The 25,517-nt window shown below is 58.8% G+C and carries 20 protein-coding genes, 1 other RNA gene, 1 pseudogene and 1 other annotated feature; of the genes and pseudogenes, 20 read left to right on the top strand and 2 right to left on the bottom strand.

The genetic code is table 11. The features are described 5' to 3' along the window. Nucleotides 1-27: 27 nt before the first annotated feature. Complete coding sequence (locus tag H7B67_RS02440; RefSeq protein ID WP_185118211.1) at nt 28-537, top strand: YwhD family protein; 510 nt, start codon at nt 28-30, stop codon at nt 535-537. Nucleotides 538-611: 74 nt separating this feature from the next. Here the strand turns inward: H7B67_RS02440 and H7B67_RS02435 are convergent, their stop codons facing one another. Then, complete coding sequence (locus H7B67_RS02435; RefSeq protein ID WP_425489405.1) at nt 612-2,642, bottom strand: transglycosylase domain-containing protein; 2,031 nt, start codon at nt 2,640-2,642, stop codon at nt 612-614. A gap of 324 nt (nt 2,643-2,966) precedes the next feature. Between H7B67_RS02435 and speE the strand changes: the two genes are divergently transcribed. The 4 genes from speE to argS all read left to right on the top strand — a co-directional run bounded on the left by speE (nt 2,967) and on the right by argS (nt 8,973). Next, nucleotides 2,967-3,794 carry a polyamine aminopropyltransferase gene (gene speE / locus H7B67_RS02430; protein ID WP_185118506.1) on the top strand — a complete coding sequence of 276 codons (828 nt, stop codon included), beginning with the start codon at nt 2,967-2,969 and terminating at the stop codon, nt 3,792-3,794. A 383-nt stretch (nt 3,795-4,177) separates the two neighbouring features. Further along, the gene (locus H7B67_RS02425) at nt 4,178-6,403 is read left to right on the top strand and encodes a methyl-accepting chemotaxis protein (RefSeq protein ID WP_185118210.1); all 2,226 of its coding nucleotides are present in this window, start codon (nt 4,178-4,180) and stop codon (nt 6,401-6,403) included. 113 nt (nt 6,404-6,516) lie between these two features. Continuing rightward, nucleotides 6,517-6,763: a binding site (T-box leader), on the top strand. A 99-nt stretch (nt 6,764-6,862) separates the two neighbouring features. Next, on the top strand, nt 6,863-7,297 hold the full coding sequence (locus tag H7B67_RS02420; protein WP_185118209.1) for a YwiB family protein: 435 nt from the start codon (nt 6,863-6,865) through the stop codon (nt 7,295-7,297). Next, nucleotides 7,294-8,973, top strand: coding sequence for an arginine--tRNA ligase (gene argS, locus H7B67_RS02415; RefSeq protein WP_185118208.1), 1,680 nt, complete (start codon nt 7,294-7,296; stop codon nt 8,971-8,973). The genes H7B67_RS02420 and argS overlap by 4 nt, the downstream gene beginning before the upstream one ends. 45 nt (nt 8,974-9,018) lie before the next feature. Here the strand turns inward: argS and H7B67_RS02410 are convergent, their stop codons facing one another. Next, the gene (locus H7B67_RS02410) at nt 9,019-10,167 is read right to left on the bottom strand and encodes a S8 family peptidase (protein ID WP_185118207.1); all 1,149 of its coding nucleotides are present in this window, start codon (nt 10,165-10,167) and stop codon (nt 9,019-9,021) included. Nucleotides 10,168-10,570: 403 nt separating this feature from the next. On the opposite strand from H7B67_RS02410, the gene rpoE reads away from it, so the two are divergent. The 15 genes and pseudogenes from rpoE (at nt 10,571) to H7B67_RS02335 (ending at nt 25,145) form a co-directional block, all read left to right on the top strand. Continuing rightward, entirely contained in the window at nt 10,571-11,155 is a 585-nt protein-coding gene (rpoE, locus tag H7B67_RS02405) for a DNA-directed RNA polymerase subunit delta (protein WP_185118206.1), read from the top strand. A gap of 260 nt (nt 11,156-11,415) precedes the next feature. Continuing rightward, the gene (pyrG, locus tag H7B67_RS02400; RefSeq protein WP_185118205.1) at nt 11,416-13,026 is read left to right on the top strand and encodes a CTP synthase; all 1,611 of its coding nucleotides are present in this window, start codon (nt 11,416-11,418) and stop codon (nt 13,024-13,026) included. Nucleotides 13,027-13,158: 132 nt separating this feature from the next. Beyond that, complete coding sequence (locus H7B67_RS02395) at nt 13,159-13,557, top strand: response regulator (protein WP_185118204.1); 399 nt, start codon at nt 13,159-13,161, stop codon at nt 13,555-13,557. 446 nt (nt 13,558-14,003) lie between these two features. After that, nucleotides 14,004-15,254 carry a UDP-N-acetylglucosamine 1-carboxyvinyltransferase gene (locus tag H7B67_RS02390; protein ID WP_185118203.1) on the top strand — a complete coding sequence of 417 codons (1,251 nt, stop codon included), beginning with the start codon at nt 14,004-14,006 and terminating at the stop codon, nt 15,252-15,254. A 57-nt stretch (nt 15,255-15,311) separates the two neighbouring features. After that, nucleotides 15,312-16,631, top strand: a pseudogene (rho, locus tag H7B67_RS02385) (transcription termination factor Rho); the annotation flags it as partial. Nucleotides 16,632-17,788: 1,157 nt separating this feature from the next. Continuing rightward, nucleotides 17,789-19,045 (top strand): radical SAM family protein, encoded by a 1,257-nt coding sequence (locus H7B67_RS02380; RefSeq protein WP_185118202.1) that lies wholly within the window; start codon nt 17,789-17,791, stop codon nt 19,043-19,045. A gap of 154 nt (nt 19,046-19,199) precedes the next feature. Beyond that, the gene (rpmE, locus tag H7B67_RS02375) at nt 19,200-19,397 is read left to right on the top strand and encodes a 50S ribosomal protein L31 (protein ID WP_185118505.1); all 198 of its coding nucleotides are present in this window, start codon (nt 19,200-19,202) and stop codon (nt 19,395-19,397) included. Between the two features lie 62 nt (nt 19,398-19,459). Continuing rightward, nucleotides 19,460-19,882, top strand: coding sequence for a YhcN/YlaJ family sporulation lipoprotein (locus H7B67_RS02370; protein ID WP_185118201.1), 423 nt, complete (start codon nt 19,460-19,462; stop codon nt 19,880-19,882). A gap of 92 nt (nt 19,883-19,974) precedes the next feature. Next, nucleotides 19,975-20,240: signal recognition particle sRNA large type (ffs, locus tag H7B67_RS02365), an RNA gene on the top strand. Between the two features lie 147 nt (nt 20,241-20,387). Beyond that, complete coding sequence (locus H7B67_RS02360; protein WP_185118200.1) at nt 20,388-21,575, top strand: two-component system sensor histidine kinase NtrB; 1,188 nt, start codon at nt 20,388-20,390, stop codon at nt 21,573-21,575. 36 nt (nt 21,576-21,611) lie between these two features. Then, complete coding sequence (gene dnaX / locus H7B67_RS02355; protein ID WP_185118199.1) at nt 21,612-23,414, top strand: DNA polymerase III subunit gamma/tau; 1,803 nt, start codon at nt 21,612-21,614, stop codon at nt 23,412-23,414. Between the two features lie 14 nt (nt 23,415-23,428). Beyond that, nucleotides 23,429-23,740 carry a YbaB/EbfC family nucleoid-associated protein gene (locus tag H7B67_RS02350; protein WP_185118198.1) on the top strand — a complete coding sequence of 104 codons (312 nt, stop codon included), beginning with the start codon at nt 23,429-23,431 and terminating at the stop codon, nt 23,738-23,740. 76 nt (nt 23,741-23,816) lie between these two features. Further along, nucleotides 23,817-24,416: a recombination mediator RecR gene (recR, locus tag H7B67_RS02345; RefSeq protein ID WP_185118197.1), complete on the top strand. Its 600-nt coding sequence runs from the start codon at nt 23,817-23,819 to the stop codon at nt 24,414-24,416. A 202-nt stretch (nt 24,417-24,618) separates the two neighbouring features. After that, nucleotides 24,619-24,882, top strand: coding sequence for a DUF2508 family protein (locus H7B67_RS02340; protein WP_185118196.1), 264 nt, complete (start codon nt 24,619-24,621; stop codon nt 24,880-24,882). Further along, nucleotides 24,879-25,145: a pro-sigmaK processing inhibitor BofA family protein gene (locus tag H7B67_RS02335; RefSeq protein ID WP_185118195.1), complete on the top strand. Its 267-nt coding sequence runs from the start codon at nt 24,879-24,881 to the stop codon at nt 25,143-25,145. The genes H7B67_RS02340 and H7B67_RS02335 overlap by 4 nt, the downstream gene beginning before the upstream one ends. Nucleotides 25,146-25,517 lie beyond the last annotated feature (372 nt).

Here is a 25,517-nt window from a genome sequence, read left to right as displayed (position 1 = left end):
GGAGAGCGAGAATGGAGGTTGGAACGAATGGATAACGAGCAACAGCAACCGGCGCCGGAGAAGAAGAAGCTTTCTCTTAACGTCGTTAGCAATAAACAGCATAAAGGCTTCGGCGCGGGAAGCATCGATCTCAGCCAAGTCGCCTGCATCATTATCGATCAGGGAGAGGCTTACATCGATGTCGGGGCGATGCACGCGAAGAGCAAGATCGAGCGGGGCATCAAGTTCTCTCCGAACAAGGAGGACGTTCCGAACGGACGCCAAGCCTGGATCGTCTGGGTCGCGGTGGACCGCGACGAGGAAGGAAGCTTCTACGGAGGCGCGGCGTCCTGCGAGATGCTGATCGATACGGAAGCGCGCCGGGGCTGGAAGATTCTCGCCGACCACGTGAATCGGCTGGATCGCGCGATCAAGCGCAAATTCCTCTTGGAGAACATCGGCCCGGAGGAGAAGGCAGCGCTCTCCAAGCTTCTGCAGGAGCACAACCGGGAATGGTGGGACCGCTCCCCTCAAGAGCTGAAGGATCTGCTGGCTTAAATGAAGCTAGGAAAAGCGATGAAGGCCCATGGGTTGCCAATCGGCAACCGCATGGGCCTTCTTGCGCGAACGGACTAAGATTTCCACCAGCGTCGGAGCTTGTTCCACCACGAGGAGCCGCCTTCGGTCTTCTCCGGCTGCGATTCTCCGGCGGGAGCGCAGCTCTCCGTCGGCTCCGTGCCGGCAAGGAACGACTCCAGCACCCGATGCTTGGGGCAGTCGGCCGTTGCCAGCAAACCCGTCGCCGAATCGATGTAGGTCCTGACGACCCCCTCCGGCTCCGGGAAGGGGTGAGGGACGACGTTCGCCAGCGCGCGCTCCGTGAAGTCGGCGAAGATAGGGGCGGCGCGGTGGGCTTCGCTCTGGGTGATGGTTCTCCCCCGGTCATAACCGACCCAGACGGAGGTGGCCAGCTCCGGCGTATAGCCGACGAACCAGGCGTCCGACGGCGTCGTGCCCGACTTGCCCGCGACGGGACGGGTCAGCAGGTGCGAGATGCGGTGCGCGGTCCCGCCGGTGTCGAAGACGCTTCTCATCAGATCGGTCAGCACGTAGGCGAGAGCCGGAGAGACGACCTGCTCCTTGCGCGGCTTCGCCGAGAACAGGACGCGACCGTTACGATCCGCGATGCGAAGGATGGCGACCGGTTCCGTACGGCTGCCTCCTCCCGCGAACGCGGAGTATGCGGATGCCATCTCGAACGGGCTGACGGGGAACGTGCCGAGAGCCAGGGAAGGGACGGCGTCCAACCGGGAAGTGACGCCCAGCCTGCGGGCCATGCGGATGACTTCTTCGGGGCCGACCTGCATGATGGTGTTGACCGCATAGATATTGTCCGACGAGCGGATGGCCTGCCGCAGGCCGATCTCCCCGTTGAAGTAACGGTCGTTGTAGTTGCTCGGGCGATAAATTTTCCGGTAATCGTCGTAATAGAACAGAGTCGGCTCGCTGCGGAAGCGGGTCGTCGCCGTGACCGTCCTCTCGTCCAGCGCCGTCGCGTACAGGATGGGCTTGAAGGAGGAACCGGGCTGGCGCGTCTTGGCGAAGACGCGGTTGAACTGGTTCTTGTCGTAATCCCGTCCCCCGACCATCGCCTTGATGTAGCCGGTCGAGGGGTCGATCGACACGAGCGCCGCTTGAAGCTCGCCGTTCTCCGGCAGCTGCTTGGCGATGGCGTCCTCCGCCGCCTTCTGCATCCGGCTGTCCAGCGTAGTCGTGATCTGCAGCCCGCCCTCGCTCAGAAGCTTCTCGTCGGTTCCGAGGTATTGCGACGCGAGCTTCCTCACATAGTCGACGAAGTAAGGAGCGAGCTGCCCCTTGCTCTTCGGAAGAGGCTGGATGAACACCTCCTCGCGCTTGGTCTTTGCCGCGAGCGCTGCCCCGATGGAGCGGGTCTCCTGCATCGCCTGCAGGACGGTCGCCTGCCGGGCTTTGGCCTGCCCGTAGTGCAGGTGCGGAGAGTAGTAGCGCGGCCCCTTCGGGATGCCGGCGAGCATCGCGCTCTCCGCCAGGTTAAGCTCGCCGGCATGCTTGCCGAAGTAGAGGAGCGAGGCCGCTTCCGCCCCGTAGGCTCCGTGGCCGTAATAGATCTGGTTGAGGTACATCTCCAGAATCTCGTCCTTCGAGAATCGCTGTTCGAGCTTGGCGGCGTACCAGGCTTCCTTCAGCTTGCGGCTCCAGGTTCGTTCGTGAGAGAGATAGAGATTGCGGGCGAGCTGCTGCGTCAAGGTGCTTGCTCCCTGCTCCTTCGACAGATGCCGAACGTCCACCCAAGCGGCTCGCATCAAGCCGCGGACGTCAAGTCCGGAATGCTCGTAGAACCGGCGGTCTTCCGCGGCGATCGTCGCCTTGATCAGCCAGGGGGATATCTGGCGCAGCGCTACCGTTCTGCGGTTCACGCCTCCCTGCAGGGCGGCGAGCACGCGGCCCTCCGAGTCGAGAATGGTCGTCGATTGGGGAATCGAGGCGACCGGCAACGGGACAAACTGTATGAAGGCGGCTAAGGAGGCGGCGGCGAGGACGAACAGCGAGAAGGCGGTGGCGAGCAGCCATAGCCATCGGCTTCCGCGGCCGGACGGGCTTCGCTTGACGTCGGTTCCTGTCATTTCCCGGGACATGACGTCGTTCTCCTCGTTCAAATGCGGCTGCAGGGGGTGGAAGGGTTCCGTTTCGGTGCGCGTGTCGCTCAAGGTTGACTCCTCCTTTTCCTCCGATTAACAAGGCATTTACTTACACCCCTTATTATGGAAGAGCGGAGCTCCGCTTATTCCCCGGCGGGAGGATCCCGATTGTTCCGATTCCGCTTAAGTTGCAATTTGCGCACGATTCCATATAATACAACTTGACTCATGTACCAGGCGCGAATCCGGTTCCGCCCATCGGGGGCGGAGACAATTGACTAAGAAAGAAGGTTTACATTCATGTCCTCGATGGAACTGTGGTATATGGAGAAGCAAACCGAGACCTTCGGCATCACCGCCAAAATCAAACAGACATACGTTCATGAACAAACCGATTTCCAAGAGCTCGCGATGATCGAAACGGATGAGTGGGGCACGATGCTCGTGCTCGACGGCATGGTCATGACGACGGTCAGAGACGAGTTCGTCTATCATGAGATGGTGACCCATCCGGCCCTGTTCACTCACCCGAATCCGGAGAACGTTCTCGTCGTCGGCGGCGGAGACGGCGGAGTCATACGGGAAGTGTTGAAGCATCCTAAAGTCAAGAAGGCCGTTCTCGTCGACATCGACGGCAAGGTGATCGAATATTCGAAGCAATACCTTCCTACCATCGCGGGCAAGCTCGAGGATCCGCGCGTTTCGGTGCAAGTGGACGACGGCTTTAAGCACATTCACGACCATAAGAATACGTACGACGTCATTCTTGCCGATACGACCGAGCCGGTAGGTCCCGCGGTTCAGCTGTTTACCCGCGGCTTCTATCAAGGCATCTACGAATCGCTGAAGGAAGACGGCCTGTTCGTCGCGCAGACCGACAATCCTTGGTTCAAGGCCGACCTGATCCGGAGCGTGAACCGGGACGTCAAGGAAGTGTTCCCGATCGTCCGCGTGTACGCGGCGAACATTCCGACCTACCCGAGCGGCCTCTGGACGTTCACGATGGGCAGCAAAAAGCACGACCCGCTGAACGTGAAGACCGAGGACATCGCCGAGCTGGACACGAAGTATTACACTCCCCGCTTGCACCACGCCGCGTTCGCGCTGCCTAAATTCGTCGAGGATCTTACGAAGTAAACCGATCTTAAGCCCATCCTAAGCTCCGGTATCGCCCTTTTGTCATGGCGAGACGGGGCTTTTTCATGCGGCTAGGGTTCGGCTTGATAAGGATTGCGGGCGATTTAATAGGGACTATTGAACGAAATATCCCCCGAGAGCCATGTTAGGTTTTCTGTGCCTAAAGGTGCAACTATTCAAGCGAATAGGTGCGGGTGGAAAATCAATGTTCGGTTTTTTCTCGTGAAAACGAGAATAAATTGCAAAATAATACCAAAATAAGGCGCATTCGCAAACGAAAATCAGCGAAAACTCCATTTTTTTCATTTTTATGCGACAAAACTACTATTTCTTGTGATACAATAGCTGACAACATAGATAACAGAATGGTAAGGGGGAGCGCCATGTTTGACTGGTTGGGATGGAAGAAAGGGTTGCCGTTATGGTGGTCTTATCGTCTTAATGCTTCAAGTAAACGGGACGTCGAGGATATCTTCGAGGGGATCGCCGAGACCCGCATGGAGATCCTGAAGGATTGGACAAGCGAGTATTGGCGTTCGCTCGAGCGGCTCCGCGACCAGCTGCAATCGGTTGGCGGCGGGATCGCCCTGGACGGGACGGACGACAAGGAAGTCTGGGATAAGCTGTTCGGGGATACCTATACGCGCGGTTCCGATTACACCGAGCTATTCATGTTGAACCGGGAAGGCTCGGTGGTCTATTCCACGCACCTCCCCCATAAAGGGAGAAGCTACGGGGCAGATTCCGTTCTGGACCCGGGCCTCAAGTACGTTGCGGGAGAGGGCAAAAACCCGCGTCCTTGCCTGTTCGGGCCGTACCCCGATCCTCTGACGAAGGAGATCGGCTCGCGTTCCTCCTCCTTCCATGACAAGATGACCCTGCTCTTCCTGCTGCCGATGACGGACCCGAACGGGGAGCAGGCCGGCACTCTATGCGGCCGCGTTCCGAACGACGTCATCGGCGACCTGATCCAACGGGAATCCGGCCACGTCTATCCCGATTCCGGCGACAACTACCTGTTCATGGCGAAGCCCGCGCTGAACGTCCACATCTCGCCCGGAACGGCGCTGTCGCGCAGCCGCTTCGAGGACCGGACCTTCACTCACGGCGAGAACCTCAAGGACGGCGTAACGACGGACTGGGGCATCGTATCGGTCAAGGAACACACGGAGCTGGAGATCATGTTCACCGATCCGGCTACCGGGGAGCTTCATCCGGGGGTCGCGAACACGATCCGCAACGGCAGCAACCTGTTCGTCGAATTTCCCGGCTACTCGGACTACCGTCATATTCCCGTAATAGGCAAGGGCGTTACCTTCCAGCTTCCGCATTGCCCCGACGTCTGGGGAATGATGTGCGAGGGGGACCTGGAAGAGGTGTATCGGCTCCGCAGCATCTCCATCCGGCAAGCGCGTCCGCAGCTGCTGCAATGGAGCCTGTTCGGCGTCGCGTCGGCGGCCGTTCTCTACTTCTCCGCCAAGGAGCTGTCCCCGTTCTGGACGGCGGCGATCGCGCTCGTCCTGAGCTTGGTCTCCGGCATCGCTTCCGTCGGCCTGCTGCAAAGGCGCAGCCATAAGAGAATCGTGGAGCCGCTTCGCAGCCTGAACCGCTTCATTCGCATTAACGCGGAAGGCAAAGGAGATCTGACCCAACGGATCGATACCGGGGAATTCGATAACGACGAGATCCGAGACCTCGCGAAGTGGATCAACAACATGATCGACTCGCTCGAAGGCATCATGCTGAGAGTCAAATCCGCTTCCTCCGACGTCTCGTCCAGCCAGCATCGATTGAACGAATCGACGGCGGCGACGGCGGTCACGACCGAGAGAGTGAGCAGCCGGGTTCACGATATGATCCGAAGCATTCGAAGACAGCTGAAGGATATCGACGTCGCCAAGGATGTCGCGGACGAGATGCGCCAGACGCTGCTTACGCTGGAGGAGAAAGCCTCCGCGCAGATCGCCATCGCCCAAGGAGAAGTCGAGCGCATCGGGGACAAGATGTCCCACATCTCGGTCCGGGTCGCCGAGACGAACGAGACGATCCGCGTCTTCATGGATACGGCGAACGAGATTCGCGGCGTGCTTCAGGTCATCGGGGAGATCTCCGCGCAGACGAACCTGCTCGCGCTTAACGCCTCTATCGAAGCGGCCAGAGTCGGAGAGCACGGCAAAGGCTTCGCGGTCGTCGCCTCCGAGATTCGCAAGCTGGCGGATATGACGCGCAGCTCGACGGAAGAGGTTCACGGGATCGTGGAGAAAATCTACGGCCATGCCCAGGAGGCCTATCGATCGATGGAGGAAGGGACCCGGGTCGTCGCGGAAGGAACGGAGCTCGTGGCGGTAGCCTCCGAGACGCTCGGTTCCGCGAAAGCCGAGGACTCCCTGAAGACGCAGGTCGTCGACGAAGTGGTTGCGCTGATGGAGAAGATCGCGACGGTCAGCATGGAGAACCGGGCGATCTCGACCGAGGTCGAAGCCAAGCTGCAGGAGCTGACCGGCGACATCCGGGGCGTGAGCCGCACCTCGAACACGGTGGAGAGCATCACGTCCTTCCTGCAGCAGCTCGTCGGGCAGTTCCGGCTGACGGAGACCAGGCAGAGATGATCGGGCGGCGTTCGCGGCTTTCGGACCGCAAGCTTCGCGAATCGCCGGGAGGCCGGGCGAAATCCCGGCTTTTCTTTTGGCTGCGGTTATCCTATAATGAAGGCTAACATATCCCATCGACGTGGATCGGGAGAGTACCTTATCGAATGGTCGTTGCAGCGAGCCGGGAGGGTGGAAGCCGGCACGACGTCCTAAGGGAAGCGCACCCGGGAGTCGATTCCCTGAGCTCGGCATAGGCCGAAGTAGGGGGATCCGGCCAAGGCCGTTATCCGATCGAGAGAATGCCGCGCGGGGCAGGAGGGCTCTGCCGTCCAAGCGACATTCAGAAGAGTGGCACCGCGGATCCAATCCGTCTCTTTAAGGAGACGGATTTTTTTGTTGTCTTCCGGAGGGTGCCGCTTGCGGATCCCGGGGTTTGCGCCTCGAAGAAGCGGGAGAGGAAGGAGATGAACCGATGCGATGAACGGCTCGGAACCGAGGCGAGTACGAATCGAATTGCGCAGCCTTCAGCCGGAAGGCGCCAGCGTCGCCGAATATCGCGGAATTCTGTATCCTAAGAAAAATTCTTACTATATTAGATACGAAGAGAGTGATGCGGACAGGGGCCGATGCTCGGTGACCTTCAAATGGGAGGAGAACGGCCTGACGCTCCTGCGGCACGGAGAGGTGAAGGCCGAACAGAGCTTCCGGCTCGGCCAGCGCACGGCGGGCTGGTATTCCTCTCCCGCGGGAAGGCTTCGCCTGGAGATGGAGACCTTGAAGCTGGCGGCGGAGTCCGCGGAGGAAGGCGGCTTGCCGCTGTCGATTGAATGGCAATACGAGTTGTGGGTTAATGATGAGAAGACGGACCGCTTCGACTTGCGGTTGATGCTATGGGAGGATAAAGAAACATGAGCGATTATGCATTGGAACGCCTGTATAAGCAAGTGAAGGAAGCGATCGGGGACGCGGCGGTGGCCGCCGGCTTCGTATCGAGAGAGGAGCTTCCGGACTTCGTCATCGAAGTGCCGAAGGACAAGTCGCACGGAGACCTGGCGACGAACGCGGCGATGCAGCTGACGAAGCTGGCGAAGAAGAACCCGCGCCAGATCGCGGAAGGAATCGTGGAGAAGCTGGACCGGGCGAAGGCGTCGATCGTATCGGCGGAGATCGCGGGCCCCGGCTTTATCAACTTCCGTCTCGACAAGGGTTATCTGTACCCGATTATCGGCGAGGTGCTCTCCGGAGGGGATCGCTACGGCGCCGTGCGGGACGGAGAAGGCCGCAAGGTGCAGCTGGAGTTCGTCAGCGCGAACCCGACGGGCAGCCTGCACTTGGGGCATGCTCGCGGAGCGGCAGTCGGCGACGCGCTCGCCAACATTCTCGACTTCGCCGGCTACGAAGTGACCCGGGAATATTACATCAACGACGCCGGCAACCAGGTGGCGAACCTGGCGCGTTCGATCGAAGCCCGTTACCGCCAGGCGCTCGGCCAGCAGGCGGAGATGCCGGAGGACGGATACCACGGCGAAGATATCGTCGGCTTCGCGAAGGAACTGGCGGAGAAGGAAGGCGACAAGCTGCTCTCGCTGCCCGAAGAGGAGAGATTCGAATACTTCCGCAGCTACGGCTTGGAGAAGGAGCTGGACAAGATCAAGCGCGACCTCGGCCGGTTCGGCGTGAGCTTCGACGTCTGGTTCAGCGAGACTTCCCTCTATGAGAAAGGGCTCGTCGTGAACGCGCTGGACGCGCTGAAGGCGCAAGGCGCCGTCTACGAGAAGGACGGAGCCGTCTGGCTCGAGACGACGAAGCACGGGGACGATAAGGACCGCGTTCTGGTAAAGAACGACGGCAGCTATACGTACCTGACGCCGGACATCGCCTATCATATGGATAAGTACGGCCGCGGCTACGATCAGATGATCAACATCTGGGGCGCGGATCACCACGGGTACATTCCGCGGATGAAGGCGGCGATGGCTTCGCTCGGCAACGACCCGGAGAAGCTTAAAGTGCTCATCGCCCAGATGGTCAGCCTGTTCCAGAACGGCGAGAAGGTTAAGATGTCCAAGCGGACCGGCAAGGCCGTGACGATCGAGGACCTGATGGACGAAGTCGGCGTCGACGCCATCCGGTACTTCTTCACGATGCGCAGCATGGATTCCCATCTCGACTTCGACATGGATCTCGCGGTGTCGACGTCCAACGAGAACCCGGTATTCTACGTCCAATACGCGTATGCACGGATCTGCAGCATCTTCCGCCAGGCGGAGGAGCAAGGGATCGCGCTGGCTCCGCTTGCGGACGCGCCGCTCGACAAGCTTGCCGCGGAGCATGAATACGAGCTGCTGCGCAAGATGGGAGAGCTGCCGGACGTGATCTCGGATGCGGCGAGAGGGTATGCTCCCCATCATATGATCCGCTACGTTTACGAGCTCGCCTCTCTTTTCCACAGTTACTACAGAGCGGAGCGCGTCATCACGGAGGATGCGGAGCAGAGCCAGGCACGGCTGCAATTGCTGGCCGCGCTGAAGATCGTGCTCGGGAACGGCCTCCGTCTGGTCGGAGTATCCGCCCCGGAGAAGATGTAACCCCTAAATCGCGAATCGGGCATAAAGAAGAAGGGCTGACGAGAGTCAGTCCTTCAATTTATCCGCGTTGCGGAGAAGCCTCATAATATCCAGTTCCCCGTTCGGGCGGGGAGAACGGGTATGGCGAAGCGGCCTTGTCGATCGGCGAAGGAGCCTTTTCACCTGCGCGGGAGTAAGGCCCGGGCGATGGGCGAGGAGCAGAGCGACGGCTCCGGTGACATGAGAGGTGGCCATCGACGTTCCGCTCATGTTCCGCCGAACCCCCCGCAGCCAGCAGGAGTCGATCTTCTCTCCGGGAGCGTAGACGTCGATTCGGCTGCTGCGGTTGGTGAATTCCGCGATTCGGCCGTCCCGGTCCGTCGCTCCGACCGCCACGGTGCCGAGGTAGCGTGCGGGATAATCGATCTCGCCGCGCTTGCCGTCGTTGCCGGAGGAGGCGACGATAAGCACTCCGGAACGGTATGCGTTCGTTACGGCGTTCAACAGCGCTTTGCTGCGGGTCCGCATGCCGAAGCTCATATTCACGACGTCCATCCGGTTGCGGACGCACCAGTCGATGCCCAGAATTATATCCGATACGTAAGCGGTGCCGTTATAATCGAAAGCCTTAACGGGATATATGGAAGCTCTCGGCGAGACTCCGATCATCCCCTGAAGCTGATTGGCCGCGGCGATCGTCCCGGCGATATGGGTCCCGTGCCCGTTGTCGTCGTTAGGCGGCAGCATGCGTTGAAGGAGGTTGATGCCCCTCTCGACCGAATGCCGGAGGTCCGGGTGCTGAAAGTCGACTCCGGTATCGATGACTCCCACCTTCACTTTATATCCGGTCGTCAATCCCCACGCCTCCGGCGCGCGGACCCTTCGAATTCCCCAAGGGATTCCCTTGTCCGTGGCGGGGCGCGCCCGGGTCGCCTGAGGGAGAGCATGGGTGCTTACCTGCACGTCGTCTTCCCAGACGATCGAATTCGAGAACGCCTTGGGAAGCTCGAAGCTCGGAAGCGAGCAAGTATACGCGCGTATGATGCCTAGCCGACGGACGGCTTGGAGGGATTGACTGTGCTTGCGCTGCGCGCGCAATTCGTGAAGGAAACGGCGCTCCTCCTCGGGCTGAAGGAAGCGGAGGATTCTGCGGGCGCGATTTTCTGAGGAAGAGAGGGAGCCTTTAAGCCATTCCAGCAAGCCGCTCATGTCCAATGCGGTGATCCCTCCCGGCGAATGTGCTTCCCTATACTATGAGGCCGTCCGCTCGAGTGTATGGGAGAACGGCCTGATTCGACTCGAAATGGGCGGAGAATAGTGTCAAAATCGAAGCTGGCTCATAGGATGAAGGGAGAGTTTCCGGCGAGACTCTTAGCCACGTCGGTCCTTCCATCCGGAGAGGCCGAGGGGGTACAGTCGAGAAACGAAGGCGCCGTCTTGCGGACCCGTCTTCGTTTTTTCGTTGTTTCGGGATGGGGAGGAAGGGGCGGAGCTTGCATTTTCACGGAAAATGCGTTTAACTAAAGGGTGACACAGCTTCCTACAAGATTGACTTTCTGATCGTCCGGAATCGTATCCGGATGGTTCACGCTTACATAAAGAGAGGATGAGCAGTAACGTGAGTGCGGAATACGTCCTGAAGTTCGACGCCGAGAAAATTCGGGAAATGCCGATGGTAGACCTCGCCTTCGAGGTGCTCAAGGCATCGAATACCCCGTTCTATTATCGCGATCTCATGATGGAGATCGCCAAGCTGAGAGGCTTCACTCAAGAGCAAATCGACGAAGTGATCGCCCAGCTTTATACCGAGATCAACATTGACGGCCGCTTCGCATGCGTCGGCAGCAACGTATGGGGCCTTAAGCGCTGGTACCCTGTCGAGCGTTCGGATGACGCCGTTGCCGGAAGCGGCAAGCGTCCGCGGATCATCAACGACGACGACGATCTGGACGACGACGATCTGTACGGCGAGGACGAGGAAGAAACCTTCACGACCGACGAAGAGGGCTTCGACCTGTTCGACGAGGATCGCGAAGAGATCTTCGACGAGGGCGAAGAAGCCGCGGAAGTCGACGAGGAAGTGGCTATCGACGAGGAAGAAGAGGCCGAAATCGAAGAGGATCTGGACGAGGAATCGGACGACGAGGAAGAGCTCGAAGACGACGAATTCGACGATTCGGACGACGAAGACGACGACAAATAGCACCTCCCGTACAGGCTTGACACCTTGGGTGCGAGAAGTTAAACTTATGCTTGGGCTTTAAGAGCATGCTTTTCCATAAACCATTTTAAGGTTAAAAAAGTGCCCCCATTTATATGGGTGACACTTTTTTGTTTTGTAGGGCAGTTCGTTTCCTTGATTATGGAAGAGCTTGAACGGATCTAATATGGCTTCATGTTTGTTGGAATTGCGGGTACGCTAAAGATAATGCCTTAGGCATGTGGTGGGAGGTTTCGTACAGAGTGACCAAATACATTTTCGTAACGGGCGGCGTCGTATCGTCGCTGGGGAAGGGAATCACGGCCGCTTCTCTTGGCCGATTGCTCAAGAATCGGGGACTGAAGGTAACGATTCAGAAGTTCGACCCTTATATTAACGTGGATCCGGGTACGATGAGCCCGTATCAGCACGGCGAAGTGTTCGTGACGGACGACGGCGCGGAGACCGATCTGGACCTGGGCCATTACGAGCGCTTTATCGACATCAACCTGTCCAAGAACAGCAACGTGACGACGGGCAAGATCTATTCCACCGTAATCAGCAAAGAGCGCCGTGGCGAATACCTCGGCGGTACGGTTCAGGTTATTCCGCACATTACCAACGAGATCAAGGATCGGGTGTTCCGCGCCGGGCGCGAGACGGGCTCGGACGTCGTTATCACCGAAATCGGCGGAACCGTCGGCGATATCGAGAGCTTGCCGTTCCTGGAGGCGATCCGTCAGATCAAGTCCGACATCGGCCGCGAGAACGTCATGTACATTCATGTTACGCTTATCCCGTTCATCAAGGCGGCCGGCGAAGTGAAGACGAAGCCGACCCAGCACAGCGTGAAGGAGCTTCGCAGCATCGGGATTCAGCCTAACGTCATCGTTTGCCGCACCGAGCATCCGATGGCAGAGGAGCTGAAGCGCAAGATCGCCCTGTTCTGCGACATCGACCCGGGCGCGGTCGTGGAATGCCGCGACGCATCGACGCTGTACGAAGTGCCTCTGATGCTGAACGAGCAAGGGCTCGACGATTATGTCGTGCGCCATCTGGGCTTGAAGCAAGCGGCTCCCGCGCCGGATATGGCGGAGTGGGAAGCGCTCGTTCGCAAGGTGAAGTCCCTCAACAAAACGACGGAGATCGCCATCGTCGGCAAGTATGTCGCTCTGCACGACGCTTATCTGAGCATCGTCGAATCGCTCGGCCATGCCGGCATCGATTCGGACGCGGAAGTGAACATTCGCTGGGTGAACGCCGAGGATATCACTCCTCAGAACGTGGACGAGCTGCTCGGCGGCGTGAACGGGATTCTGGTTCCGGGCGGGTTCGGCGATCGGGGCATCGAGGGCAAAATCACGGCGATCCGTTACGCCAGGGAACGCGAGGTTCCGTTCTTCGGAATCTGCCTTGGCATGCAGGTTGCGGTAATCGAGTACGCCCGAAGCATGGTCGGCCTGGACGGGGCGAACAGCTCGGAGATCCATCCGGCGACGCCTTACCCGGTCATCGACTTGCTGCCTGAGCAGAAGGATATCGAAGACCTGGGAGGCACGATGCGCCTCGGCTTGTATCCATGCAAGCTAGTGCCGGGCAGCTTGGCCGCCAAGTGCTACGGAGAAGAGCTCGTCTATGAGCGTCATCGCCATCGTTACGAGTTTAACAATGAATATAGGGATCGCATCGAAGCCGCGGGCCTTCGGATTTCGGGAACGTCCCCGGACGGCCGATTGGTCGAGATGGTCGAGCTTCCGGAGCATCCGTGGTTCCTCGCGGTTCAGTTCCATCCGGAATTCACCTCGAGACCGAACCGTCCTCAGCCGCTGTTCCGCGAGTTCGTTCGCGCTTCGCTGGTTCATTCGGAAGGTTGATCGGCCGGTAGAGAACGCTCTGGGTATATCCGGGGCGTTCTTTACTTTTTTTCCAGCGAAATAAAGGATTTCCATGCTAGTATCTCGAATACGGGTTAGATATCCGAATTGGAGAAACGGAGGCTACATCGAATGGGAAGAAAGAAGCTGCTGATTGTAGACGATCAGATCGGAATTCGGATCTTGCTGCTCGAAGTGTTCGCGACGGAGGGCTACGAAACCTTCCAAGCGGCGAATGGACGGACGGCCTTGGACATTGTGCGCAATCATACTCCTGATTTGGTGCTGCTGGATATGAAGATTCCCGGGATGGACGGACTAGAGATCCTGAAGAAAATCAAAGAGATGAACAAAGAGATCAAAGTGATCATGATGACCGCCTACGGCGAGCTGGACATGATCAAGGAAGCGACCGATCTCGGGGCGCTCATGCACTTCACCAAGCCGTTCGATATCGACGAGATGAGGATGGCCGTGAATCTGCAGCTCGGAGAAGGCGGATCCCGCTCGAAGTTCGCGTCCGGATCGTAGGCAGGAACCGGGCGTCGCGGCAGGTTTACAATAAAAAGTTTTTTTGTGGTATAATGATCCGGTGTACAAGTCGTTCGATTGAAACGGGTGCAGGCGGGAGTGGCGACATCAAGAGGAACCTTGCGGCTTGCGCGCACCTATTCGTGAAGTCCTCGCTTACAGATGCATAAGCTATAGACCCTCGCAAGTATCCGATTCCTGCCCGAACGGCTAAGAAGCAAGAAGGTTCGACGGTTCGGCAGCATTGCCATGCCTAATTCAATCATTCATAAAGAAGCAATTACGACACCGCGAGCGCATTCCGACGATTCGTTCCCCGCTCGCGAAGTAGGTATGCCTTCTGATATGGGAAAACGTCGTGCGCGTTTTCCCTTTCCTTCATTGTATCGGCCGACCGTGCGCCACGGGCCGGTACGGGAGCAGCAGACTAGGAGGACCATGCATTCATGGAGAAACTGATGATACGCGGAGGCCGACCTCTTCGCGGTACGGTCGGCATCAGCGGTGCCAAGAACAGCGCGATCGCGCTGCTTCCCGCAGCAATACTTGCGGAGTCGGAAGTACGAATCGATAACCTGCCGCATTTGAGCGACGTGGCCATTTATACGGAATTGCTGGAGGAGCTGGGAGGCAAGGTCGTCTGGAATTCGGATTCCATGTCGATCGATCCTTCCAACATGAGATCGGTGCCCATGCCGAATGGGCGAGTGAAGATGCTTAGAGCATCCTATTATTTGATGGGAGCGCTGCTCGGGCGCTTCGGAGAAGCGACGATCGGCTTGCCGGGGGGCTGCAACTTCGAACCCCGCCCGATCGACCAGCACATCAAGGGATTCGAAGCGCTGGGCGCGGTCGTAAGCAACGAACATGGCGCCATCCGCATCAAGGCCAAGGAATTGCGCGGGGCGAAAATATATCTGGACGTCGTAAGCGTCGGAGCCACTATCAATATCATGCTCGCGGCCTCCCGGGCCAAGGGCTCTACCATTATCGAGAACGCGGCGAAGGAGCCGGAGATCATCGACGTGGCAACCTTGCTCAATGCCATGGGAGCGAAGATCAAAGGCGCCGGAACCGAAACGATCCGCATCGAAGGCGTCAGCAGCATGCATGGCTGCCGGCATTCCATCATTCCCGACCGTATTCAAGCAGGCACTTATATGCTAGCCGCCGCGGCGACTCGCGGCGATGTCCTTATCGATAATATCATTCCTAAGCATCTGGAAGCTTTGACGGCCAAGCTCCAAGAGATGGGCGTTCACGTTTACGAGATGGACGAAGCCATTCGGGTCATCGGGCAGCCTCATTACGAGGCGGTCGACGTCAAGGCTTTGGTATACCCCGGCTTCGCGACCGACCTTCAGTCTCCGATGACGAGCCTGTTGACGCAGGCCAGAGGGGTCAGCATCCTGTCGGATTACGTTTACAGCAACCGCTTTAAGCATGTGCCGGAGCTGATCCGGATGGGAGCGAACATCCGGGTGGAGGGCCGATCCGCGATTATCGAAGGCAGCCGCCTGAACGCGGCGAAGGTAAGAGCCACCGATCTGCGGGCCGGAGCCGCGCTTGCCGTCGCCGCGCTGACGGTAGAGGAAGGCACGACGGAGATTACCGGCGTCGAATACATCGATCGCGGGTATGAACGATTGGTGGAGCATTTGAGCAATTTGGGCGCCGAGGTGTGGCGCGAAGGGTGATCCGGCTGCCGGGTCGCCCCATTCGGACAAAAAGTGGGGATACTATTGACGGATTTTATGATGGCGGACCTGGAGGGCATGTCGCTTAACGAGCTGACTAGGCTCGCCCGGAACTATCAGGTCGCCGCTTATAATCAGATGAAGAAAAAAGAGCTTATCGTCGCCATCCTTCGAGCTCAAGCGGAACGCAGCGGCCTGTTGTTCATGGAAGGCGTGCTGGAGGTCCTGCCGGAGGGCTACGGCTTCCTCAGGCCGATCAATTACTTGCCGAGCGCCGAGGATATTTATATCTCGGCATCGCAGATTCGCAAATTCGATCTACGCACCGGCGATCTTGTCTCGGGCAAGTGCCGGGCACCCAAAGAAAGCGAGCGCTACTTTGGCTTGCTGCAAGTTAATGCCGTTAACGGAGTGACTCCGGAAGCGGCTGCCGAACGCCTCCATTTTCCCGCACTTACCCCTCTATTCCCGGAACAGAAGCTAGTCCTGGAGACGACTCCCACCCGACTGTCATCCCGTATTATCGATTTGCTCGCGCCTGTAGGCCTTGGCCAACGCGGTTTGATCGTCGCTCCGCCGAAGGCGGGCAAAACCTTGCTGCTTAAGGAGATCGCGAACAGCATCTCGACGAACCGGCCGGACATCGACTTGTTCGTGCTGCTCATCGACGAGCGGCCGGAAGAAGTAACGGACATGCAGCGTTCGGTGCAAGGGGAAGTGGTCGCATCGACGTTCGACGAGGTTCCGGAGCATCATATCAAGGTGGCGGAGCTCGTGCTGGAGAGAGCTCTTCGTCTTGTCGAGCACAAGCGGGACGTCGTCATTCTGCTGGACAGCATCACTCGTCTGGCGCGCGCCTACAACCTGGTCATTCCTCCATCCGGACGCACGCTGTCCGGCGGTATCGATCCGGCCGCTTTCCATCGTCCGAAGAGATTTTTCGGCGCGGCGCGGAACGTCGAGGAGGGCGGAAGCTTGACCATCCTGGCGACCGCCTTGATCGAGACGGGCTCGCGTATGGATGACGTCATCTACGAAGAGTTCAAGGGAACGGGCAACATGGAGCTGCATCTCGACCGGAAGCTGGCGGAGCGCCGCATTTTCCCGGCCCTGGACATCCGCCGATCCGGCACTCGCCGCGAGGAGATGCTTCTCACGAAGGACGAGTTGGATAAGGTTTGGGCGATCCGCAAGGGGATGAACGATTCGATTGAATTCGTCGACCAGTTTCTGCGCAAGCTGTCGAATACGAAGACGAATCTGGAATTCCTCGACACGCTGGAAGGCTCGGCGCCCGGCCATTCGGGAAGTGGCTCTTCCGCATCGGGCGCATCGGGCTCTTCGAGTATCGGCAGCGGATCGGCTTCGCCGACTTCGGGCGGCGTCGGCTCAGGCTCCTCTTCGATCGCGAACCGCAGTCGCTCGGGCGGCTACTCCAACCCGAACGCATCCGCAAGACCGGGCTCGACGGGAATGGGAATGCGTACGAATTCCGGTCCTCGCACCGGCTCGGGCAGCTTCCAGGGTTCGAGCTCCTATGGCGGCAATAACGGCTCCCGTCAGTCGAACGGCTATTCGTCATCCTCGAACGGGTACTCCCGTCCTTCATCCTCGGGGGTGGGGAGCACGGGCGGCTCCACCGCTCCGGGTGCTTCCGCTTACTCCAACGGCACGGGCGCGGGCGTAAGCGCGGGTTCTAGCGCGGGATCTACGGGAAGCGCGGCATCGGGGGCGAACCCTTCGTCGTACTCTTCGGCTGCTTCCGGTTCTTCGGCGGCTGCTTCCGCTCCTTCTGTTTCGTCTGCGGCGCCGTCGGCATCTCGCCCGGCATCTTCCGCGAGCGGCGGCACGGCCTCTTCGCCGGCGAGCGCGGCTTCTTCGTCCGCCGCTGCTCCAAGGACAAGAACGCCTAGCGTGCAGCAGCTTCCGGGCGAAGTGATCGGAGGCCGCGCGTCGGCTCCTCGATCCGCTTCGGCTGCGAGCGGCGAAGCGAAGGCGGCTCCGGCAGCGTCCGTATCTACGTCGGCGTCCGCGCCGGCGGCAACGAACGCCGCGCCGTCCGCAGCGCCGGCTCCGGCCGCTTCCGCGCCAGCGGCACAGCCGAACGCGGAAGCGGCGGCTCCTGTCGCGGAGACCGCGGCTCCGGCGGCTGCGGGCGCGAAGAAGACGACGCGCGCTTCGACTTCGCGTTCTTCCGCGTCTTCGTCCTCGGCAGCTTCCAAGAGCGCGACGACAAGAAGCTCGAGAGCGCAAGCGGCTGCGGCAGCTGCGGAAGCGGCAGGCGGCGCGGCGGCCGAGGCGACCGCGGCCGCTCCGGCGGCCGGAACGAAAACGCGCGCCGTAAGCAGCCGTTCCAAGAGCAAGGCGGCGGCCGCGGAAGCGGAAGGCAAGACGGAAGCGGCAACCTCCGATGCGGCCTTGGGAACGACCTCCGAAGGCGGCGCGGCCCCGGCCAAGCGTACGGGCACGAAGCGCGCGCCTCGGAACAGCTCGACGTAATCCGTCGGGCGGGCAAGAGAGAGGGGCAATGAACGATGCATCTGGTTTACGCAGATGATAAGGATAATGTATACGATCATTCCGAGCTGTACGGGGTGGGACGGAGCGGGGACGATCTCGTCGAGCTTCTGGAGGACGACCTGATTCCGCTTCCTCCCGGCGCGACCCTGGTCGGGCTTCCGAACACGCGCGCCGTCGGCATGGATCCGAAGACCGGCAAGATGGTTCCGCTGCCCGGCAACTATCACGCCGTCGGAGCGCTGCTTCCGCAGGGCTATACGCGTTATTACGTGCCCGGCTACTCGAAGACGGACAAGTCGCAGGCGTTTCCGCTCTTCGGGTACACGGCTGTCGTCTGGAAAGACGGCGGCTTCTACGTGGCGGCCGGCCAAACGGACAACCCGGAGAAGTGGAACCCCGAGAATTGCGATCGCGGCGAAGTTCGGCGCGGAGTGGAGAGGCTGTTGGAGAAGTACCCGGACAATCGGCTGTACCGGCATTTGTCCAACTGCGCGCTCGGCTACGAGTGCCTGACTTCTTCGAATACTTTCCTGCAGCGTTGGGAAGGCGGGGTCCCGGTGAGCTTCGCTTGCAACGCGGGCTGCTTCGGCTGCATCTCCGAGCAGCCGGAGGACAGCGGCTTCGTCTCCCCGCAGACGCGGCTTCAATTCAAGCCGACGGTGGACGAAGTGACGGAGATCATGCTCGAGCATCTCCGCACGCCCGAATCCATTATCAGCTTCGGGCAAGGCTGCGAAGGCGAGCCGTCGACGCAGGCTAAGACGATCGTGGAAGCGATCAAGCGGGTACGCGCCCAGACTTCGATGGGCTATATCAACATCAACACGAATGCCGGGCTTACGGACCACATGCGCGCGATCGTGGACGCCGGTCTCGACTTGATGCGGGTCAGCACCATCAGCGCGCTGGACGATCATTACAATGCGTACTACCGTCCGCGCGGCTACACGCTCGCCAATGTGGAGAAGTCCCTGAAGTATGCGACCGACAAAGGAGTCTACACTTCGATCAACTATCTCGTCTTCCCCGGCGTTACGGACCGGGAGGAAGAAATCGAAGCGATGATTGGCTTCGCGAGGCGAACGGGGCTCAAGCTTATTCAGATGCGCAACCTGAACATCGATCCGGAAGCGTACCTGAATCTGATTCCGAAGGCGCAAGGCGAGATTTACGGCATGAAGACGCTGCTCGAGATCTTTCGCGAGGAGCTGCCGGACGTAGTGATCGGCTCGTACACGCACATCCCGCCGGTTACGCAATCGGGGCGCTGAACCATGCGTGCCGATATGGCCGAGGGATGGGGAACGAGACAAAAATTAACGCGGGCCGCCTGTTGTTAATCCGATGCTTGTCGTGCTATAATCCGTTTATGTGTCTAATACTCTGGTTCCGCATGAGTTCCAGGGCAGAAAGAAGGTGAACGCATTGAAAGAGGCCATTCAACCGAAGTACCATGTGACGACGGCAACGTGCGCTTGCGGCAATACGTTCGAAACGGGTTCGGTTCGTCCGAACATCCGCGTCGAAATTTGCTCGGCATGCCATCCGTTCTTCACGGGCAAACAGAAGTTCCTGGATGCCGGCGGTCGTATCGATAAGTTCAAGAAAAAATACGGCATATAAGATTGTGCGGTATAGAAATAGACCTCCCTTAACATCCTACGGGATAAAGGGAGGTTTTTTTCATGTCTACACACCGAAGCATAAGGCGGATTGCGGCAACCGCGGCGCTGTCGATCGCGATTATCGGCGTTCAAGCCGGCTGCACCAACAACAATAACAACAACGCCAACGGGTCGAGCAGCATCAAGACGCAAAATTACGGTAACGACGGCTATCTGGGCAGAACGAACAGCTATCCTCGCATCCCCGGCCGGCATATGGCGCTAAGCTACAAAAACGATGCTCGGCTCATCCAGCAGTCCATTCGGGATGTGCCCGGAGTCGCGGGCAGCAGCGTGACCTTTAACGGCGCGGACGCTTACGTAACGATCAAGCTCGACCGCGGGGTTGCGCAAAGAGAGGTCGCGACGGTAGAGCGTCAAGCGGCTTCGGTCCTTCGCTTTAACTTCCCGCGGTATACGATTCACGTCACTTCGGCAAGATAACGACGGGAAACGGAAGGCGTCGACGGAGCGAAGGAGAGGGAATCGTTCCCTTCGGTTGCGTTAACGACCGGAATTCGTTATACTAGGTCATGCCGTGCTAGACGGGGAGGTAGCGGTGCCCTGTAACTCGCAATCCGCTATAGCGAGGTTGAATTCCTGTTTGAGGTCTTGTCACGCAGGTTCCGGCGTGTTTGGCGTTGTGTCGATAGCAGGGTCCTTCGCAAGGGACGCCCATGAACCCGGTCAGGTCCGGAAGGAAGCAGCCGTAAGTGGTCACGTTCTTGTGTTGAAGGGCAGCCCTGAAGGAGCAAGGCCAGCATGTCCGGCTGGATGGCAACGATCGGGGACAGGTGCACGGTCCTTATCGATTTTAAATATTATCGCGCAACCTTAATCCTCAACTACTTCAGATAAAACATCTCAGCGTAGATTATCTACTGCGCGGAGATGTTTTTTTGTCGTTTCATGACTTTTTATTGCGAAGACTGGGAGGTGACTATGGACCATGCGCGGCTCGGACGATATCGATAGGCGCAGACTCGCGTACAGCAACGATCTGTTGAAGGCGAAGGGGGACATTCGCGAAGCGAGCATTACGGAGAGGCTGCTGGAGAGCATTCTGGAAGACGAGAATACGGGGGTGCTGCTGCTTGACTCCAAGCTTCGGATTACGGAAGCCTCTTCCGTGATTTGCCGGATGCTGCGCAAGAATCGGATGGAATTGCTGAACCTGACGCTCGAGGAAGCGGTTCGGGGCTCGGGCGAGGCGCCTTTTCCCATTGATGCCGATCTTCTGGAAGGAGTCGCTTTTCGCGGGAGAAGCTATTCGATAGGATCCGGGCGGAACCGAAGGGAATGGCTGCTCGACGGAAGCCCCTTGTGGAACGGAGGGCGCGTGATCGGGGCGAATGTCATGTTCCGCGACGTCACGCAGGTCATTCAATTGGAGGAGCAAATCCGTCATTCCGACCGGCTTAAGATGATCGGCGAGGTTGCCGCCGGAACGGCTCACGAGATCCGGAATCCGCTTACGGCCATCAAGGGGTTCATGCAGCTGCTCAGCAAGTCCTTATCCGACCGGGAGATGCACCGCGAACAGGATTTTGTGCAAATCGTGATGTCGGAGTTGGAGAGAATCAACAGCCTCGTGAACGATATTCTTCTGCTTAGCAAGCCGAAGGAAGTGAAGCTGAGCCCGGTTCGCATCGGCAGCATCATCAAGGACATGCTTCCCATGCTCCGCAATGAAGCGGTCATGCGCAGCGTCTTGCTTCACTACGAGTCTTGGCCGGACGGGCCGCTCATCTTGGCGGACAAGGAGATGCTGAAGCAGGTTTTCTTGAATTTGGGCAAAAACGCGATCGAGGCCATGGGGACGGGGGGCGTTCTTACGATTCGGGAGAGAAGGGAAGCGGCTTCCGCGACGGAGGTAACGGTCGATATTATCGATACGGGGCCGGGAATCGACCGCGACCATCTCGAGAGAATCTTCGACCCCTTCTTTACGACGAAGGAACAGGGAACGGGTCTCGGCTTGTCCATCTGCCGCCGAATCGTTCATGAGATGGGGGGAGGCATCCAGGTTTCGACCGGGCCGGACGGATCCGTCTTCACGATTACGATTCCGGTCATGGCCCGATCGGATAGCCGGATGGCAGGACTCGGTGGAGCGCTTCCGTTCGATGTTGTATAATGATTAGAAAGCCATGATACGACGGGAGCGGATAAAGTGGCCCATATTGCGCTATACCGGGCCTGGCGCCCGCAAACTTTCCATGATATGGTCGGCCAGCAGCACATCGTACAGACGCTGCAGAACGCGATTCGAGAGGATCGTCTCTCGCACGCCTATCTGTTCAGCGGTCCGAGGGGAACGGGGAAGACGAGCGCGGCCCGGCTTCTGGCCAAGGCGGTCAACTGCGAACGCGGCCCGACTCCGGAGCCGTGCAACGAATGCGAGCCCTGCAGAAGAATCGCGGCAGGCGCCGTCATGGACGTTGTCGAGATTGACGCGGCCTCCAACCGCGGGGTTGAAGAGATTCGCGATATAAGGGATAAAGTCAAATATTCGCCGACGGAAGTCAGGCGCAAGGTGTACATCATCGACGAAGTGCACATGCTGACGACGGAAGCGTTCAATGCGCTGCTCAAGACGCTCGAGGAGCCGCCGGCGCACGTCATGTTCATGCTGGCGACGACGGAGCCGCACCGGCTGCCGCCGACGATCATCTCCCGGTGCCAGCGGTTCGAGTTCCGCAGGGTGTCGTTGGAAGAGCAAGCGGAATGGCTGCAAGGGATTTGCCGCCAGGAAGGCATTGAAGCCGAGGAGGAAGCGCTTGTTTATATAGCGCGCTTGTCCGACGGAGGAATGCGGGACGCGCTTAGCCTGCTCGACCAGATCTCTTCCTTCTCGGATGGACGGGTTACCCTGCAGGGAGCGACGGAAGCGACGGGGGGCCTGCCTGCCGAGCAATTCTCCCGACTGGCGGCGGCTGTACGCGATTCGAACGCTTCGGCCGTGCTCGCCGAAGTCGACGAGATGATGCGCGCCGGCAAGAGCGCGGATAAGTGCTTGGAGCAGCTTATGCATTATTTCCGAGACCTGCTTCTGGCGCAGCTGGCTCCGGCCGCGTCGGCTTCCGCGGGCCGGGTCGCTTCTCCGGCCGAGCTGAAAGGCATGGCCGAAGGATTCCCGAGAGAGCGACTGTTTGCTATTATTGATGTGTTGAATCGGTACCAGTCGGAGATGAAGTACGCCGCTCATCCGCAGACGATGTTCGAGATCGCGCTGCTTAAGCTGTGTACCGATTCGAACTCTGCGGACGGCTCGTCATCCGGAGCGGCGGCTTCGCGCGCTACGGCCGGCGGCGGAGGCGCGGAGGTTCAGCAGCTCCAGCGTCAGGTCGCTGCTCTGGAGCGTAAGCTGGAAGAGCTGCAGCGTTCCGGCATTGCGATTCCTTCCGAGGGGGATTCGTCTTCGGGAGGTCGGTCCGGCGGCGGTTCCGCCGTTCGGGGAGGCGGCAACGGCTGGGGCGGACGCGGCTCCTCCGGAGCCGGTTCGGCTCCGAAGGCGGCGAGGCAGCGGATCAAGCTGGATCCGTTCGTCGCTTCCCGAGGCTCTCAGCTGGCGTTGCAGGCGATGGGCAAATGGCCTCAGGTGCTGGCCCGCGTCAAGGAAGAACGGGTAACGGTTCATGCATGGCTTGTCGACGGCGAGCCCGTCGCTTATGCCGACGATACCGTTCTCGTGGCGTTTAGGAATTCGATTCACCGGGAGACCACGGAGAAGCCTGCCAACAAGCAGGTGATCGAGAAGGCGCTCACGGCCGTCATGGGTCATCCGACGGAACTGGCGACCACCCTGCAGAAGGAATGGCAGGAAGCGTTGGCGGGAGGGTCTCAGGCGCAAGCCGGCCAGCCGGAAGAGCTTCAGCTGGCGACGGAGGACGGCGCGTCTCCGCCGAGCGAGCCTTTGGTTGATGAAGCGTATAAGCTTTTCGGAGAAGAATTGGTAGTCATAAGAGATGAATAAGGAGGCCACACCCCATGAACAACATGAATCAAATGATGAAGCAAGTGAAGAAGATGCAGGAGCAGATGCTCAAGGCTCAGGAGGAGCTGGGCACCAAGACGATCGAAGGCTCCGCCGGCGGCGGGGTCGTGACGGTGCAAGTCAACGGCCACAAGAAGGTTCTTAGCATCAACATCAAACCGGAAGCGGTCGATCCGGAAGACGTCGAGATGCTGCAGGATCTCGTTCTGACGGCCGTCAACGATGCTTTGGGCAAGGCCGACGAGCTGGCCAACAGCGACATGGGCAAGTTCACTGGCGGACTGAAGATTCCTGGTTTGTTCTAATATGCGAGAATCGATTCGGCCCACGCGCTGCTCAAAGAGCGCGTGGGCCGAATGAGATTAGAGGAGTTTGAAGCCCTTGTTCTATCCAGAACCGATAGCCAAGCTTATCGATTCGTTCTCGCGGCTGCCGGGGATCGGGCCGAAGACGGCCGCTCGGCTGGCGTTTCATGTGTTGAGGATGAAGGAAGAAGATACGATTGATTTCGCCAAGGCGCTGGTGAACGTGAAGAGAAAGCTGACCTACTGCTCGGTCTGCTGCAACATCACGGACACGGATCCTTGCCGAATCTGTTCCGATAAGACGAGAGACCATTCCGTGATCTGCGTCGTTCAAGAGGCGAAAGACCTCGTCGCGATGGAGAGGACCCGGGAGTTTACGGGTCAATACCACGTCCTGCATGGCGCGATATCGCCTATGGACGGAGTCGGGCCGGAGGATATCCGGATCGCCGAGCTGCTCCAGAGGCTTAGCGACGAACGGGTTCAGGAGCTCATTCTCGCAACGAACCCGAATATCGAAGGGGAAGCGACGGCGATGTACCTGTCCCGCCTGGTGAAGCCCTTCGGCATCAAGGTCACGAGAATCGCCCACGGGCTGCCGGTGGGCGGAGATTTGGAATACGCGGACGAGGTTACGCTGTCCAAAGCGCTGGAAGGCCGGCGCGAGCTCAATTAGGGTAGGGGCTGATCCGGAGGTCATTGGTGGTTGACTTCCGGATCGGTCCCTTTTCCTTTGTTGGCACCCGAAGCGCACGTTTCCGTTCATTCTCCCATTCGATCTCTGTGTCCCGGATTCTAAGCCCTCCCTCGCGGACATATATCTATTAACAGGTTGTCTGCCTGAAGGCGGACGGTTTGTTGAGAAGGAGGCTGCGGCAATGCTGGGAATCGGTCGTAAGCGCAGGCAAGAAGTCGTGGACGAAACAAGGCTCCGTTTGCAGGAAGACATTCGTCGGGCGCGCAAGGAACGCGATATCGCTCAGAGTCTGTTCGAGAACGTAGTGGAATTCGATCGGATCGACCATGCCATTTATACGCTGGAAGCCGCTGAGAAAAAGCTGGATATTCTGCTTCGCGAAGCCAAGCTGTTGTTGGGCGAAACCGGGGATGAAGCCGGAATTGCAAAGAGGGCCGTTCTATGAAAAGCTTATGGCTGGCTCTATTGCTCCTCTCTTCCGGTTCGCTAATGTTCCTAATGATAAGAAGGCAGCTGCCGAAAGGCTGGTTCGTCCGATTCGGGACTCATCTTGTGTTAGCGGCGTTAGCGATTTATGCGATTAACTTCTCCGGACTTGCGGCCGGATGGTATATGCCGATCAATCCGGCTACGGTAGGGGTTGTTGCCGTGCTTGGCTTGCCGGGAATCGGCCTTGTTTATGGGATGCAGCAGCTTCTTTTGTCGTAAAGTGAGGCGAAATGACAAAAAAGCGATTGACGATGCATAGCCGAATGTGATACATTAAATCCCGCGCCTGTTAGGCGCAGCGGCAACATAAACGAGCGAGAGAGTAGATGGAATAAATTACTTCTTGCAAAGCGGTTGCCCGATGTGATACATTATAAAGGTCGCCGCTGAAAAGCGAACGACAAAAACGAAACAAACTTGTTCCTTGAAAACTGAACATCGAGCGTAATGAAATAAAGTCGAGCGAGAGCTTCGGTTCTTGCGAGACAAACCAGCAGTACAGAACGAGCCTTCAAGGTTCTTCTAAAGGTTTACCCTTTATGGAGAGTTTGATCCTGGCTCAGGACGAACGCTGGCGGCGTGCCTAATACA

This window comes from Cohnella thailandensis, from assembly GCF_014212135.1.
Lineage (GTDB): Bacteria > Bacillota > Bacilli > Paenibacillales > Paenibacillaceae > Cohnella > Cohnella thailandensis.
The sequence above is the reverse complement of the archived record's forward strand: the minus strand, read 5'-3'. Positions and strand labels throughout refer to the sequence as shown.

Coding starts and splice junctions, on each gene's coding strand:
- H7B67_RS02440 (WP_185118211.1), top strand. CDS start 28: ATGGATAACGAGCAACAGCAACCGGCGCCGGAGAAGAAGAAGCTTTCT.
- H7B67_RS02395 (WP_185118204.1), top strand. CDS start 13,159: ATGGGAAGAAAGAAGCTGCTGATTGTAGACGATCAGATCGGAATTCGG.
- H7B67_RS02350 (WP_185118198.1), top strand. CDS start 23,429: ATGAACAACATGAATCAAATGATGAAGCAAGTGAAGAAGATGCAGGAG.
- H7B67_RS02425 (WP_185118210.1), top strand. CDS start 4,178: ATGTTTGACTGGTTGGGATGGAAGAAAGGGTTGCCGTTATGGTGGTCT.
- H7B67_RS02420 (WP_185118209.1), top strand. CDS start 6,863: ATGAACGGCTCGGAACCGAGGCGAGTACGAATCGAATTGCGCAGCCTT.
- H7B67_RS02340 (WP_185118196.1), top strand. CDS start 24,619: ATGCTGGGAATCGGTCGTAAGCGCAGGCAAGAAGTCGTGGACGAAACA.
- speE (WP_185118506.1), top strand. CDS start 2,967: ATGGAACTGTGGTATATGGAGAAGCAAACCGAGACCTTCGGCATCACC.
- argS (WP_185118208.1), top strand. CDS start 7,294: ATGAGCGATTATGCATTGGAACGCCTGTATAAGCAAGTGAAGGAAGCG.
- H7B67_RS02435 (WP_425489405.1), bottom strand. CDS start 2,642: ATGACAGGAACCGACGTCAAGCGAAGCCCGTCCGGCCGCGGAAGCCGA.
- H7B67_RS02380 (WP_185118202.1), top strand. CDS start 17,789: ATGCATCTGGTTTACGCAGATGATAAGGATAATGTATACGATCATTCC.
- H7B67_RS02335 (WP_185118195.1), top strand. CDS start 24,879: ATGAAAAGCTTATGGCTGGCTCTATTGCTCCTCTCTTCCGGTTCGCTA.
- H7B67_RS02390 (WP_185118203.1), top strand. CDS start 14,004: ATGGAGAAACTGATGATACGCGGAGGCCGACCTCTTCGCGGTACGGTC.
- H7B67_RS02370 (WP_185118201.1), top strand. CDS start 19,460: ATGTCTACACACCGAAGCATAAGGCGGATTGCGGCAACCGCGGCGCTG.
- H7B67_RS02360 (WP_185118200.1), top strand. CDS start 20,388: ATGCGCGGCTCGGACGATATCGATAGGCGCAGACTCGCGTACAGCAAC.